Here is a 14,578-nt window from a genome sequence, read left to right as displayed (position 1 = left end):
GTCACCAGTCCTCCCGCTCCGACGCGCGAGGCCTGGCCCGAGTCGTCGCTGTCGGGCGCTTCCGCGCAGTTCTAACGGCGGCCCCGGTCGGGGTTGTGGCGGCCGTGGTGCCGCGCTTGCTCGCGACCGGCTTGCGGCGCACCACCGGTTCGGCATCGGGAGCCGAATCGGCCGCTTCCGCCGGTGCATCCCGCTCGTCGAGGCTGAGCAACATGCGAACGCCAAGCGCGTTCATCACCTTGAAAAGCCGTTCGATGCTGACCGCCGACGGGTTGGCTTCGAGCTGAGCATAAGATTGCTGGGTGATGCCGAGGCGGGCGGCCAGTTGCGCCTGCGTGAGCCCCGCGGATTTGCGGAAACCGACGAGGATCGGGCGCAATTGGGTCAAGGTCTGGACAGGAAAGGCCATCGGGCGCTCCGCGAGATGACAGGTGATCGTTTGTAATCTGAAAATACAGTCTATGGCATGTATCGTCAAAATACATACTACAGACTGTATTAACAAAATACAAGCAATAGCCTGTTACGCGGAGCCCGATCGGTCAACCCGCCTGCGGTCGTCGCGCACGATGCCCGCGCATCCCCCCATCACGCCGCCTGCGGCGCACACGTGTGCGTCGCGGGATGCCGTGCAAGGCGGCCCGATATTCCATTGCGCGAAACCGTCCGATGTGTATGCCGCGGCCGTTGCCCGGCGGCGCTCGTGCGGATTTTGCCCGGGAGTGTCGTGCCGCTCGGGTGGGCGATAGCATCGGTACGCCAGGAACGACATGCCGATGGCGACATCTCGCAAAAGAGGCTCGCGGGGGCGAGCCTCTTCTTCATTCCGTGCAGTCGATCACGCGCATCGAAGCATCGACGAGCGGCGCGACGATCCGCGTTCACGACCCGCGCGTCGAGCGATTCGCCCAATCGGCCAGTGCCGGCCACTGCGCATAGCCGCGCCGGATGAACCCGGCGCCCGTGCGGATCACGAGCGCACCGATCGCGAGCGCCGCCAGATCGTCGAGGCGGCCGAAGCCGAGCAGCGCCGCACTCATCGCGAGCGCCGCGAGCAACGACGACAGCGCATCGGTCCGCACGTGCCAGCCGCTCGCCTCGAGTAGCGCGGAGCCGGTCTCGCGCGCCTGGCGCAGCATCCAGTACGACAGCACGGCCTTGCCGGCGAGCGTGACGGCAGCCAGCGCGAGCGCGGTCGCGCCCGGCTGCACGACGGGCGGCGTATCGAACCGGGTCAGCGCATGCCAGATCATCTGCGCGCCGGTCGCGACCAGCAACGCGCCGAGGCCCGCGAGTGCGAGCGGCTCGTAGGTCGGGCGCCGCTCCGGCGGCAGGCGCGCGTCGAACCGGCAGGCGACGAGGATCAGCGCATCGGCCGCAAGATCGATCGCGGCGTGCGCGACGTCCGCGAGCAGCCCCGACGAATGCGCGAACCATGCCGCCGCCGTCTCGACGGCGAGCAGCAGCAGGTTGATCGCGAGGCTGATAGCGAGGGCGCGGGACGTGGCTGCGTAAACGTGGGGCGTGGCGCGCGACGGGCGCTGCATGTCGGTTCGCTTGTCGGAATCGGGGCGGCTTCGAACGTTACCGGCCTACGGTGGCACGCGAATGACAGACCGAACGAAGGCCCTGAGCGACGATTAGGCCCCCGGCGATCCACTTTCCGCTCACCCGTAGCGCCCCCACGCTTTCGATCATGCTGAAAAAATTACAGCGCGCGTTCGTTGGTAGCGAATTCGACGGCATCGCATGAGGCTGCCGCGCCGTCGACGCAGGCCGCTCGCGCGAGCGTCGAAGCGCGACAAGCGCCGCTGCCGGCGTGCGGGCAGGACCGTGATTTGCTCGCGCGACAGCCCGGCATGTTCGCCCAAACGGCGTCTGTTTTTTCTCGGACGCCATCGGGCACCGCCGAGCGACGAAATGTACCGCCCCTTCGCTTCAGCAATCAGATGCACGACAGTCAACGCCTTTCCCCGTCGGACACGATTCGCGAGTCGAGCACGATCGTCGTCGGCCGCGTCGTTCATCCGGGACGGGAAAGGCAATTCGATCGATGGGCGCGCGAGATCGACGCGGCAGCGCGGCGTTACCCGGGGCATCTCGGAAACGTTCGCCTGAGCGATTCAAGCGGCATCAACTATCTGGTTTATCGTTTCGACTCGCCGGAGCACCTGCATGCGTGGGAGGCCTCCGGGGAACGGCGAAAGCTGGTTGCGAAGGGCGACGAGATATCGGACGAACATCGCGACGCCGCCGTCGGCATGAATGCGTGGTTCGCGATTGCCGGCAAGCCCGCTGCACCGAAGTGGAAGACGTTTCTCGTGACGTGGCTGGCGGTTTATCCGGCCCTGCTGTCGATCACCTTCCTTCTGAACGCGCTCCTTCCCGCGCTGGAGCGTCCTGTCCAACTCGCGCTCAGCTCCGCACTCCTGACTTCGTCGCTGACCTGGATCATCATGCCGCTCCTCACGAGGCAACTTCGGCCATGGCTGCTCCGGGGCGTGAAGCAGGTCGACAGTCTGAGCGACCGGCAACGTAACGGATGACGACCCATGCAGAATGAACGATCGATGTCAGGGATGCCGGCGGCCGGCTTGCCGGCCGGTTTCCATCAGCGATTCAGCCGGCGCTACGCGCAGGTCGACGACGTACGCCTCCATTACGTGACCGGCGGGCCGGACGACGGCGAGATGGTGATCCTGCTGCATGGCTGGCCGCAAACCTGGTACACGTGGCGTCACGTGATGCCGGTGCTGGCGGAAGAGGGGTATCGCGTCGTCGCGGTCGATTACCGCGGCGCGGGCGAATCGGACAAGCCGCTCGGCGGCTACGACAAGGCCTCGATGGCAGGCGACATCCGGGCGCTCGTCCGCCAGTTGGGCGCGACGCGCATTCACCTCGTCGGCCGCGACATCGGCGTGATGGTTGCCTACGCGTACGCCGCGCAATGGCCTGCCGAGATCGCGAAGCTTGCGATGCTCGACGTTCCGGTGCCGGGCACGCGAATCTGGGACGAAGCGAAGGCCCGTGCCGATCCGCAGATCTGGCATTTCGGCTTGCATCAGCAGCGCGATATCGCCGAAATGCTGATTGCGGGCAAGGAGCACGCGTACATCCTCGATTTCTACAAGAAGAGAACCCACGTCCCACTGTCGGACGACGATATCGCCGTCTACGCCGCCGCTTATGCGGCGCCAGGCGCGCTACGCGCCGGATTCGAACTCTATCGCGCGTTTGCGCAGGACGAGACGCAGTTCAAGGCGTTCATGAAGCACAAGCTCCCGATGCCGGTGCTGGCGCTCGCCGGCGACAAGAGCAACGGCGCCAAGGAACTCGACATGGCGAGGGAGCTGGCGCTGGACGTGCGCGGAGCCGTTGCGCCGAACACCGGCCATTGGCTGCCGGACGAGAATCCGGCCTTCCTGACGCGCCAATTGATCGACTTCTTCAGGGAAGCGGCGCCCGGCCGCTGAAGGCAGGCGCGCTTCGCGCCGTCGGCGCGCCCACGCTGGTGTTTGGTTGCCGCGCGTGTGGCGCGATCGTACTTGTTCGGCTGCCGTGCAAAGGGCGGCTGTCCCGATCCAGCGGATGCCCCGAGACGCTCGGTGAAATCTGCGGACATGACCCGATAGGGGATTCCGGCGTTTCGATGCCGCACCGCGCCACGCTGTAACGAGCGGGGCCGGCTTCGTTCATCTTCCCCTGAGAAATTCTCGACATTATAGAAATAATGTCAAACTGAAACCGGCCGATGATTGGATATTTAACGGTTTACGTTATATTATCGACGAAATTCCTCGATAGAACCCGCCATGTCCGATCTCGTCGCCGATGAACCTCGCCTGACCGCCGAAATCGAGCGCCTCAAGGCCGACTTCCCGAAAACACGCGAGCTGTACCGCGAAGTCTGCGCGCTGCTGTTCTTCCGCTTCGGCATCACGCCGACGGCGAACCGCCTGTACCAGCTCGTTCGCAAGGGCAGCATGAGCACGCCGACGGCCGTTCTCGGCGAGTTCTGGGCCGAGCTGCGGGAAAAAAGCCGCGTGCGCATCGAGCATCCGGACCTGCCGGCCGATCTGCAGGCGGCGGCCGGTGAACTCGTCGCGGCGCTGTGGAACCGGTCGAGCACCGCTGCGGCAGCGGCCCTCGACGCGCTGCGCGCGGAAGTCGAAGCGCAGCGAGCCACGGCGCAAACGGAAGTCGCGACGTTGCAGGCCGAACTGGCCCGCACCGAAACCGCGCTGGAGCAACGCACGGCTGCGTTGCTGGCCGCGCAGGTCCGCATTCAGGAGCTGGAGCAGGCGAGGGCGGCCGACGATGCCTCCCGGCAAGCGCTGCAAGCCGATATCGAACGCCTGACGGCCGACAACGCGGAGGGCGATCGTGCGCTCGCCGAGGCCCGTGCGGATTTCACTACCCAGCTCGACCGGTTACGCGACGACGCCCGCCGCGCCGAGGAGCGCCTGCGCGCATCGGAGAAGCGGGCGCTTCAGGAAATCGATCGCGAGCGGCTCGCCGCCGCGCGATTGCAAAAGGAACTCGACGCGGCGACATCGCGCGCGGAACAACGCGATGCGCAGCAGCGGAAAGAAATGGCCGCGCTACAGGCACAACTCGGCGACGCGCTGCATCGCTGCGGCGTGCTTCAAGGGCAGCTCGATGGCGCACTGGCGACCGAGGCGGCGCGCGGCAACGAACTCGATGCGTTGAGGCGCGAGATGGCGGCACTGTTGCGGCGGCCGCCGTTGCGCGGGGTCAAGAGTGCCCCGGCCGCCGAACGGAGCGAGCGTCGGGCGCGCATGAGAAAGCGCGCCGACGAAGCGCCGCGCTGACGGCGCAACCGAGTCGCCGCGATGTCGTGCCACGCGCGTACGCCCCGGGCAGGCGAGAAGCGCGCCGGCCAGGCATTGGGCCCGTGGCGGGGATCGGGTAAAGTGCCGCTCAACATGCCGGTTCGACATTACTAGACGACCGGTCTAATCGTTGCTACCATACGCCATCATGAATGCATCTTCAGGCGCCGAAGTCCGCCAGCACATCCTGAATATCGCGAAGCCGATCATGCTCCACAAGGGGTTCTCGGCGGTCGGTCTGAACGAGATTCTCGCCGCGGCGGGCATCCCGAAGGGCTCGTTCTACCATTATTTCGGCTCGAAAGAGGCATTCGGCGAAGCGCTGCTCGAATCGTATTTCGAAGGCTATCTCGCGCATCTCGACAACCTGCTCAAGCAGCAGGCCGGCACCGGCGCCGAGCGCCTGATGACGTACTGGGGCAACTGGCTGCACACGCAATGCGCGGACGATCCGGAAGGCAAGTGCCTCGCGGTGAAGCTCGGTGCGGAAGTGTCGGATCTGTCGGAAGCGATGCGCACGGTACTGCGGCGCGGCACCAGCCAGATCATCGAGCGGCTCGCGGGCGGCATCGAGGCCGGCCTCGCCGACGGTTCGCTGAGCGGCGTCGACGATCCGTCGTACACCGCCGCGATCCTGTACGAGCTGTGGCTGGGCGCGACGCTGCTGGAAAAGATTCACCGCAACCGCAAACCGCTCGAAAGGGCGATGGCCGAAACGCGGCGCATGCTGAACCTGCCGCCTGCCGCGCCACGCAACGGGGCGCAGTCGTAATCCGGGCGCGCTTGGGCGCGCCTTGTTTTTGCCCTGATTCTAGACGACTGGTCTACTCAATCATTCATGACGAATGCCTCACACCGCGTTACGCTGTCCCGATCGTTCCAATCGCCTGCCTGCGATCGCACCGGCTCGACCGCCGACGCCGCCGCAGGCGCACCCTTTCCGCTGGTCCATCCCTGATCCGAGCGTGCGCACGCAGCACGTTCATTCCCGTTGACGGAGGCTCACATGCCGCAAAGCAAAACCGCAAACCGCCAGATTGTCCTGAATTCGCGCCCGGTCGGCGCACCGACGCCGGACAACTTCCGCGCCGAAACCGGCGACGTGCCGGTGCCTGGCCCCGGCCAGGTGTTGCTGCGCACCGTCTGGTTGTCGCTCGACCCGTACATGCGCGGCCGGATGAGCGACGCGCCGTCCTATGCGCCGCCGGCCGAGCTGGACCAGCCGATGGTCGGCGGCACGGTCAGCCGCGTGGTGGCGTCGAACCTGCCGGCGTTTCGCGAAGGCGATCTCGTCGTGGCCAGCGCCGGCTGGCAGGACTATGCGCTGTCCGACGGGCGCGACCTGATCCCGCTCGGCCGCGACTTCGCGCACCCGTCGTACGCGCTCGGCGTGCTGGGCATGCCGGGCTTCACCGCGTACACAGGGCTGCTGACGATCGGCGAACCGAAGGCCGGCGAAACCGTGGTCGTCGCGGCCGCGAGTGGCGCGGTCGGCGCGGTGGTCGGACAGATCGCGAAGCTGAAGGGTTGCCGCGTGGTCGGCGTCGCGGGCGGCGCCGACAAGTGCGCGTACGTGACCGGCACGCTCGGCTTCGACGCGTGCGTCGACCATCGCGATCCGGCGTTTGCCGCCAAGCTGAAGGACGCGTGCCCGAACGGCATCGACATTTATTTCGAAAACGTCGGCGGCGCCGTGTTCGACGCGGTGTGGCCGCTGCTGAACGACCATGCGCGCGTGCCCGTCTGCGGAATCATCGCGCATTACAACGACGCGGCATACGACGACAAGGCCGTGTCGACCGGCCGCGACCGCGTGCCGGCGCTGATGGGCGCGATCCTGCGCAAGCGCATCCGCGTGCAGGGTTTCATCATTCTCGATCACTATGCAACCGGCTATGCGCCGTTCCTGAAGGACATGAGCGAGTGGGTCGCGCAAGGCAAGGTGAAGACGCTCGAGGACGTCGTTCCCGATCTCGCCGACGCGCCGCAAGCGCTGATCGGTTTGCTCGCCGGCAAGAATTTCGGCAAGGTCGTCGTGCGGGTCGGCCCGGACGAACTGGCCTGATCCCCGCTCGGCGATAGACCACCGCTGCACGCTGGCGTCGCGAGACGCCGGCTTGTGGCATGCTCGTTTCCGTTTTCAAAGGAGTGGAAAAAAATGGCGCTTCACGTGATTGCTTCGCTGTTCCTGAAACCCGAACACGCGCAGGCCGCCGAGGCCGAACTGCGCAGCATGGTCGCCAAGACGCGCACCGAACCGGGCAACCGGCGCTATGACCTGTTCCGCGAGCAGGACGGTTCGCCGAACCTGCATCTGTACGAAATCTACGACGACCAGGCGGCGTTCGACGCACACCTCGCGAGCCCGTATTTCGGCGAATTCCGTACGAAGTCGGCCGACTGGTTCACCGCACCGCCGGTCATCAAGGTGCTGTCGGGCATCGACGTGGCCGAGTAACGACGCAAGCATGCAACACCACCGCCGCGGCTCGCCCGCACCCGGGCCGCGCGGCAGCCGTTGCGCACGACGCAATGGCGACGACGACCCCACGGCGCAGCACGCCCCGTTCGCGCCGCTTCCCCAATACAACGGCCCCGGAGGCTGAATGATCACCCTCAACATCAACGGCGAAACCCGCTCGGTCGACGCCCCCGACGACATGCCCTTGCTCTGGGTGTTGCGTGACGTCGTCGGCCTCACCGGCACCAAGTTCGGCTGCGGGATCGCGCAATGCGGCGCGTGCACCGTGCATCTCGACGGCGTTGCCGCGCGTTCGTGCGTGCTGCCGGTCGCGGCCGTCGCGGGCCGCAAGATCACGACGATCGAAGCCGTCGGCGCAACGCCGGCCGGCCACAAGGTCCAGCAGGCGTGGCGCGAGCTCGACGTCGTCCAGTGCGGCTACTGCCAGTCGGGGCAGGTGATGGCCGCCACCGCGCTGATCGCGGCGAACCCGAATCCGAGCGATGCCGACATCGATGCGGCCATGGCCGGCAACATCTGCCGCTGCGGCACGTATCACCGGATTCGCGCGGCCGTCAAACAAGCCGCGAAGGAGGCCTGACATGTCACGTGGACTGATCGAAGCAGGTCGGGCCGGCGCGGGCGTGTCGCGCCGCGGGTTTCTCAAACTTGGGATGTCGCTCGGCGCGGCGGCCGGCGGCGGCTTGCTGCTCGGCTTCAGCCTGCCGGCGGCGGGCGACGATGCGCGCCGCTCGGTGATCGGCGGCGACGCAGCCGAACCCGCTGCGCCCGGCGTGTTCGCACCGAACGCATTCGTGCAGATCGACCGCGCCGGCAAGGTCACGCTCGTGATGCCGAAGGTCGAGATGGGGCAGGGTGTCTATACGGCGCTGCCGATGCTGATCGCGGAAGAGCTCGAAGTGCCGCTGTCGAGCGTGACGCTCGATCATGCGCCGCCGAACGAGAAGCTGTTCCTCGACCCGCTGCTCGGCGGCCAGCTCACCGGTGGCTCGACGTCGGTGCGCTACGCGTGGGAACCGCTGCGCCGCGCGGGCGCCACGGCGCGCACGGTGCTGGTCGCGGCGGCCGCGAAGCAATGGAACGTCGATCCGGCCAGTTGCCGCGCGGCGAACGGCGAAGTGCAGCATGCGCAGAGCGGCCGGCGCGCATCGTACGGCCAGTTGGCCGACGCCGCGGCGAAGCTGCCGGTGCCGAAGGACGTCGTGCTGAAACAGCCGGCGGATTTCAAGCTGATCGGCACGCCCGCGAAGCGCCTCGATTCGCCGGAGAAGGTCGACGGCACCGCGCAGTTCGGGCTCGACGTGCGCGTGCCCGGCATGCTGTACGCGGTGATCGTGAACAGCCCGGTGTTCGGCGGCACGGTCGCGAGCGTCGACGACACGGCCGCGAGGAAGATCCCCGGCGTGCGCCAGGTCGTGCGCGTCGACAACGCGGTCGCGGTGGTCGGCGATCACACGTGGGCCGCGAAGCGCGGCGCATCGGCGCTCGTCGTGAAGTGGAACGAAGGCGCGGACGCAAAGGTGTCGACGAAGGATCTTTTCGCGGATCTCGCGCATGCGGCGGCGAACGGCAAGGGCGCGGTCGCGCGCAAGGAAGGCGACGTCGGCAAGGCGTTCGCGAACGCGAAGACGCGCGTCGACGCCGTCTACGAACAGCCGTTGCTCGCCCACGCGACGATGGAGCCCGTGAACTGCACGGTGCACGTGCGCGGCGACGGCTGCGAGATCTGGGTCGGCACGCAGGTGCCGACCCGCGTGCGCGACACGGCGCAGCAACTGACCGGGCTGGCGCCGGACAAGATCGTCGTGCACAACCATCTGCTCGGCGGCGGGTTCGGCCGGCGGCTCGAAACCGACATGGTCGGCCAAGCCGTGAAGGTCGGCAAACAGGTCGCGGCGCCGGTGAAGGTGATCTGGACGCGCGAGGAAGACGTCCAGCACGACATGTACCGGCCGTGCTACTACGACACGATCTCGGCCGGCCTCGACGCGAACGGCAAGCCGATCGCGTGGCAGCACCGGATCGTCGGCTCGTCGATTCTCGCGCGCTTCGCGCCGCCCGCGGTCAAGGACGGCGTCGATCCCGACGCGGTGGAGGTCGCGGCCGAGCTGCCGTACGACCTGCCGAACCAGCTCGTCGACTACGTGCGCCAGGAGCCGCGCCACGTGCCGACCGCCTTCTGGCGCGGCGTCGGGCCCACGCGCAGCACGTTCGTCGTCGAGAGCTTCATCGACGAACTGGCCGCGCAGACCAAGACCGACCCGGTGCAGTACCGCCGCGCACTGCTCGACAAGACGCCGCGCGCGCGCAACGTGCTCGACGTCGCCACGAAGGCGGCCGGCTGGGGCGCGTCGCTGCCGAAGGGGCAAGGGCGCGGCGTGTCGGTCATGCACGCGTTCGGCAGCTTCTTTTCGATCGTCATCGACGTGGCGGTGGATGGCGGCGAGGTGCAGGTCAAGCGCGTCGTGTGCGCGGTCGACTGCGGCATGTACGTGAATCCGAACACGATCGAGGCGCAAGTGCAGGGCGGCATCGTCTTCGGGATCACGGGCGCGCTGTACGGCGAGATCACGATCGAGGACGGCCGCGTCGTGCAGACCAACTTTACCGACTACCGGGTGATGCGAATCAACGAGACGCCGCCGATCGAAGTCCATCTGGTGAAAAGCGGCGAAGCGCCGGGCGGAATCGGCGAGCCGGGCACGGCCGCGACCGCGGCGGCGCTGTCGAACGCGATCTTCGCGGCCACCGGCACGCGGCTGCGCAAGCTGCCGGTCGGCAACCAGCTGAAAACGGCCTGAGGGGAGGGGACGACCATGCGACATCTCACCCTGAACCCGAGCCTGAATGCGCTCCGCGCCTCGTTGCTCGCGCTGTCCGCACTGGCGGTCGGCACGGTCGCGCATGCCGCGCAGCCGGCGCCCGCCGACAGCGCGCTCGTCGCGCGCGGCGCGTATCTCGCGAAAGCCGGCGACTGCGTCGCGTGCCACACCGCGCCACGCGGCACGCCGTTCGCCGGCGGCCTGAAGATGGTCACGCCGATGGGCGCGATCTACACGACCAACATCACGCCCGATCCGGAGACGGGCATCGGCGGCTATACCGAAGCCGATTTCGCCGGCGCGTTGCGCAAGGGCGTCGCGAAGGACGGTCACAACCTGTATCCGGCGATGCCGTATCCGTCGTACGCGAAGCTGAAGGACGACGACGTGAAGGCGCTGTATGCGTACTTCATGCACGGCGTCGAACCGGTGAAGCAGGCGAACCGGCCGTCCGACATCCCGTGGCCGCTCAACATGCGCTGGCCGCTCGCGTTGTGGAACATGGTGTTCCTCGACACGACGCCCTACGCGGACAAGCCGGCGAAGGACGCGATGTGGAACCGCGGCGCGTATCTCGTGCAGGGGCTCGGACACTGCGGTTCGTGCCACACGCCGCGCGGCGTCGGCTTCCAGGAGAAGGCGCTCGACGAAAGCGGCGCGGCGTTCCTGTCGGGCGCCTCGATCGACAACTGGTTCGCATCGAACCTGACCGGCGAGCACAATACGGGGCTCGGCCGCTGGAACGAGGCCGACGTCGCGCAGTTCCTGAAGACCGGCGCGAACCAGCACGCGACCGCGTTCGGCTCGATGGTGAGCGTGATCAACCACAGCACGCAGGAACTGACCGACGATGATCTGGCCGCGATCTCGCGCTACCTGAAATCGCTGCCGGCGGCAGGCGGCACGGGCGCGCCGCCGTACCGCTACGATCCGAAGGCGACGCAGGCCGCGCTGGGCCGACCGGCAACCGATCCGGGCGCGAAGGTGTATAACGCTTACTGCCTGCACTGCCACGGCGTGGACGGGCGCGGCTATGCGCCGCTGCTTGCGCCGCTCGCCGGCAATCCGAACGTGCTGGAGGCCGATGCGTCGTCGCTGATCAACGTGACGCTGAACGGCAGCGACACGCTCGTGATCGGCGGCGTGCCGTCCGCCTATCCGATGCCGGCATTCTCGAACCAGTTGAACGACCGGCAGATCGCCGACGTGCTGACGTTCATGCGCGCCGGCTGGAACAACGGCGCGCCGGCGGTGCAGGCGGCGGACGTCGCGAAACTCCGCAAGGCGACGGCGGCCGCGCACTGAGCGCGGCACGCTGCGCAACGATGGCGGGCCGCCGTGCCTGCCGCCCATGCCGCCCGGTGCGTGCCTGCCCCGGCGGCGTGGCTTTTTCTGTCAACCGGCGCGCGGCCGTTCGCGGCAGCGCGCGTTTTATCGACGCAATGTAGGGGTGTCTGGATGGCTAACGTGACTTATACGGATACGCAACTGCTGATCGACGGCGAGTGGGTCGACGCCGCGAGCGGCAAGACGATCGACGTCGTGAACCCGGCGACCGGCAAGCCGATCGGCAAGGTGGCCCACGCGGGCATCGCCGATCTCGACCGCGCGCTCGCCGCCGCGCAGCGCGGCTTCGAAGCATGGCGCAAGGTGCCCGCTCACGAGCGCGCGGCGACGATGCGCAAGGCGGCCGCACTGGTGCGCGAACGCGCGGACACGATCGCGCAGTTGATGACGCAGGAGCAGGGCAAGCCGCTCACCGAAGCGCGCATCGAAGTGCTGTCGGCGGCCGACATCATCGAATGGTTCGCGGACGAGGGCCGCCGCGTGTACGGCCGGATCGTGCCGCCGCGCAACCTCGGTGCGCAGCAGACGGTCGTGAAGGAGCCGGTCGGCCCGGTCGCGGCGTTCACGCCGTGGAATTTCCCGGTCAACCAGGTGGTGCGCAAGCTGAGCGCGGCGCTCGCGACCGGCTGTTCGTTCCTCGTGAAGGCGCCGGAAGAAACCCCGGCATCGCCGGCCGCGCTGCTGCGCGCGTTCGTCGACGCAGGCGTGCCGGCCGGCGTGATCGGCCTCGTGTACGGCGATCCGGCCGAAATCTCGTCGTACCTGATTCCGCACCCGGTGATCCGCAAGGTCACGTTCACGGGTTCGACGCCGGTCGGCAAGCAGTTGGCCGCGCTCGCGGGCCAGCACATGAAGCGCGCAACGATGGAACTGGGCGGCCACGCGCCGGTGATCGTCGCCGAGGATGCGGACGTCGCGCTCGCGGTGAAGGCCGCCGGCGGTGCGAAGTTCCGCAACGCGGGGCAGGTCTGCATTTCGCCGACGCGTTTCCTCGTGCACAACAGCATCCGCGACGAATTCACGCGCGCGCTGGTCAAGCATGCGGAAGGGCTGAAGGTCGGCAACGGCCTCGACGAAGGCACGACGCTCGGCGCGCTCGCGAACCCGCGACGGCTGACCGCGATGGCGTCGGTCGTGGACAACGCGCGCAAGGTCGGTGCGAGCATCGAGACCGGCGGCGAGCGCATCGGCGCGGAAGGCAACTTCTTCGCTCCGACCGTGATCGCGAACGTGCCGCTCGAAGCCGACGTGTTCAACAACGAGCCGTTCGGCCCGGTCGCGGCGATTCGCGGCTTCGACAAGCTCGAGGACGCGATCGCCGAGGCGAACCGTCTGCCGTTCGGGCTGGCCGGCTACGCGTTCACGCGCTCGTTCGCGAACGTGCATCTGCTGACGCAGCGCCTCGAGGTCGGGATGCTGTGGATCAACCAGCCGGCGACGCCGTGGCCGGAAATGCCGTTCGGCGGCGTGAAGGATTCGGGCTACGGGTCGGAGGGCGGGCCGGAAGCGCTGGAGCCGTATCTCGTCACGAAGTCGGTGACCGTGATGGCGGTTTGACGACAGGTCGAGCATCGCGAGGCCGCCGCTTCCGAGTAGGGGGCGGCGGCTTTTTTTCGGGCGCGTCGACCGACGGCGAACCTCAGCGGATCGGCAGAATGCCCTCGAAGACACTTTTCACTGCGTTCTGCTGGTCGGGGTTCAGATCTCCGTAGCTGGGCGGAAACTCGCCGCATTCGGCGACCTTCGCGCTTTTGACCTTTTCTTTCGCGACCGCCCACTCGCCGGACAGATGGCCTTCGAATCTCATGCCGAAGGGGCTATTGGCGCCTGCCGCCTGGCCCCAGCCGTTCACCATCATGGTTTCCTGCGCGCCGCCCCACGCGAGCGGGTGCTTGCCGTCCTGCGACTCGCGACGGTTCTGGCAGGAGTCGGCATTCGGCACGCAGTGGCCCCCGATGATTTGCTCCGGCGTGGCTTTCTTCAGGTCGGCCAGGTCCAGCAGCATGTAGTTCTCGAGATTGACGAGATAGTCGCGATTGCTTTCGGCGATCAGGATCGCCGCCATCGCGTTGCCGAGCGCCTGATCGTTCGCGGCGGCTCCGCTCAGGCCGCCCGCGTAAACCGTCTTCATCGCTTTGAGCAGTTCCGCCGACGTCCTGTCTTTGGCGGCCCTGGCAAACATCGTCGGGTAGTCGCTGGCGAAACACGTGCTCGGGTTCCCGTTCGCTCGGCCCCAGAAGTGAATGTAGTTCGAGTATTGTCCGCCTCCGCACTGGCGATAATAAATGGCCTCGTTCATCGAGAAGAACTGGCTCCGGCCTTCTGCACCAGCGCATTGATAGGCCGCGAGACGCAGGAATTTCAACGGGCTCACGACGTTGCCGAAGTAGTTGCGCTTGTCGGGACCGGCCGCAGGAAGGTGATCGTTCGCCCCGTCGCAACGTTTCGGGTCGGGCGGGGGCGCTTCCGGTCTCAGCGGCATATGCTCGGCAGTGTCGACTTTCGCGTTCGCGACCCTGAGCGCGGCTTCGCGCAACACATCCGACGTGACGTAGAGCGGCCCTCCGCGCATGGCGACGGCATAGCAGGCGGTCGCCCCTTGCGCCTGCGCGGCGAAAGAAAGTGCGGCGGCAAACGAACATGCGGCGATCCCCAAGGTGCCGCCGATACGGTGACAATCGATATCCATGAACGGGCTCCGGTGATTTCGTGGATGGGAAAGGGCCCGCGAACGGGCATGCATCAACGACGAGCCGGCGCACGCAGATGGCTTATGGGCCGACAGCGCTGCCCGACGTCGCGGGATGAAGGACACAGGAGGAAGGACGCTCGGGACGAGCCGTTGTGAGCCGCCCGGGGAACCGAGGGGTGCCGGGTGTTAGTCACGCATCGGACTGGCTGGATGGATCAAGCAGTTCTTGGAATGGGACAGGAAGTGACACACTAATGAGCCAAGGTACTAAATTTTACATAACGTGAATTATCGATAGTTTTGGTTGTAGTAGCTAGATTGAAATGTCCGCTTTTGGCTACATAGAAATGTCCGCTTTCGGGCCGCGTAAGCTGTCCGGCTG

General features: G+C 67.0%; 13 protein-coding genes. 10 read left to right on the top strand and 3 right to left on the bottom strand.

What is annotated here, in order from left to right:
* Position 1: 1 nt before the first annotated feature.
* Positions 2-409, bottom strand: coding sequence for a helix-turn-helix domain-containing protein (locus tag WT24_RS24465; RefSeq protein WP_059505272.1), 408 nt, complete (start codon positions 407-409; stop codon positions 2-4).
* A 472-nt stretch (positions 410-881) separates the two neighbouring features.
* Positions 882-1,547, bottom strand: a complete 666-nt coding sequence (locus WT24_RS24460) for a cation diffusion facilitator family transporter (RefSeq protein ID WP_060036109.1) — start codon at positions 1,545-1,547, stop codon at positions 882-884.
* Positions 1,548-1,724: 177 nt separating this feature from the next.
* On the opposite strand from WT24_RS24460, the gene WT24_RS24455 reads away from it, so the two are divergent.
* The 10 genes from WT24_RS24455 to WT24_RS24410 all read left to right on the top strand — a co-directional run bounded on the left by WT24_RS24455 (position 1,725) and on the right by WT24_RS24410 (position 13,061).
* Complete coding sequence (locus WT24_RS24455; RefSeq protein WP_257127556.1) at positions 1,725-2,546, top strand: hypothetical protein; 822 nt, start codon at positions 1,725-1,727, stop codon at positions 2,544-2,546.
* A gap of 6 nt (positions 2,547-2,552) precedes the next feature.
* Positions 2,553-3,473 (top strand): alpha/beta fold hydrolase, encoded by a 921-nt coding sequence (locus WT24_RS24450; protein ID WP_060036107.1) that lies wholly within the window; start codon positions 2,553-2,555, stop codon positions 3,471-3,473.
* Positions 3,474-3,812: 339 nt separating this feature from the next.
* Positions 3,813-4,832: a DNA-binding protein gene (locus tag WT24_RS24445; RefSeq protein WP_059505280.1), complete on the top strand. Its 1,020-nt coding sequence runs from the start codon at positions 3,813-3,815 to the stop codon at positions 4,830-4,832.
* Positions 4,833-5,001: 169 nt separating this feature from the next.
* Positions 5,002-5,625, top strand: a complete 624-nt coding sequence (locus tag WT24_RS24440; RefSeq protein WP_059789495.1) for a TetR/AcrR family transcriptional regulator — start codon at positions 5,002-5,004, stop codon at positions 5,623-5,625.
* 234 nt (positions 5,626-5,859) lie between these two features.
* On the top strand, positions 5,860-6,918 hold the full coding sequence (locus tag WT24_RS24435; RefSeq protein ID WP_060036106.1) for an NADP-dependent oxidoreductase: 1,059 nt from the start codon (positions 5,860-5,862) through the stop codon (positions 6,916-6,918).
* 93 nt (positions 6,919-7,011) lie between these two features.
* Positions 7,012-7,311, top strand: coding sequence for a putative quinol monooxygenase (locus tag WT24_RS24430; protein WP_006482784.1), 300 nt, complete (start codon positions 7,012-7,014; stop codon positions 7,309-7,311).
* 148 nt (positions 7,312-7,459) lie between these two features.
* A complete protein-coding gene (locus WT24_RS24425) occupies positions 7,460-7,915 on the top strand; it encodes a (2Fe-2S)-binding protein (protein ID WP_059505285.1) in 456 nt (151 codons plus the stop codon).
* Position 7,916: 1 nt separating this feature from the next.
* Positions 7,917-10,136 (top strand): xanthine dehydrogenase family protein molybdopterin-binding subunit, encoded by a 2,220-nt coding sequence (locus WT24_RS24420; protein WP_060036105.1) that lies wholly within the window; start codon positions 7,917-7,919, stop codon positions 10,134-10,136.
* Between the two features lie 15 nt (positions 10,137-10,151).
* Entirely contained in the window at positions 10,152-11,462 is a 1,311-nt protein-coding gene (locus WT24_RS24415; protein ID WP_060036104.1) for a cytochrome c, read from the top strand.
* 153 nt (positions 11,463-11,615) lie between these two features.
* A complete protein-coding gene (locus tag WT24_RS24410) occupies positions 11,616-13,061 on the top strand; it encodes an NAD-dependent succinate-semialdehyde dehydrogenase (protein WP_060036103.1) in 1,446 nt (481 codons plus the stop codon).
* 82 nt (positions 13,062-13,143) lie between these two features.
* Here WT24_RS24410 and WT24_RS24405 read toward each other — a convergent pair whose 3' ends face one another.
* Positions 13,144-14,193 carry a hypothetical protein gene (locus tag WT24_RS24405; RefSeq protein ID WP_156441864.1) on the bottom strand — a complete coding sequence of 350 codons (1,050 nt, stop codon included), beginning with the start codon at positions 14,191-14,193 and terminating at the stop codon, positions 13,144-13,146.
* Positions 14,194-14,578: the final 385 nt, after the last annotated feature.

Origin of the sequence: Burkholderia sp. MSMB1078WGS, from assembly GCF_001528895.1 — a bacterium.
Taxonomy (GTDB): Bacteria; Pseudomonadota; Gammaproteobacteria; order Burkholderiales; family Burkholderiaceae; genus Burkholderia.
The sequence above is the reverse complement of the archived record's forward strand: the minus strand, read 5'-3'. Positions and strand labels throughout refer to the sequence as shown.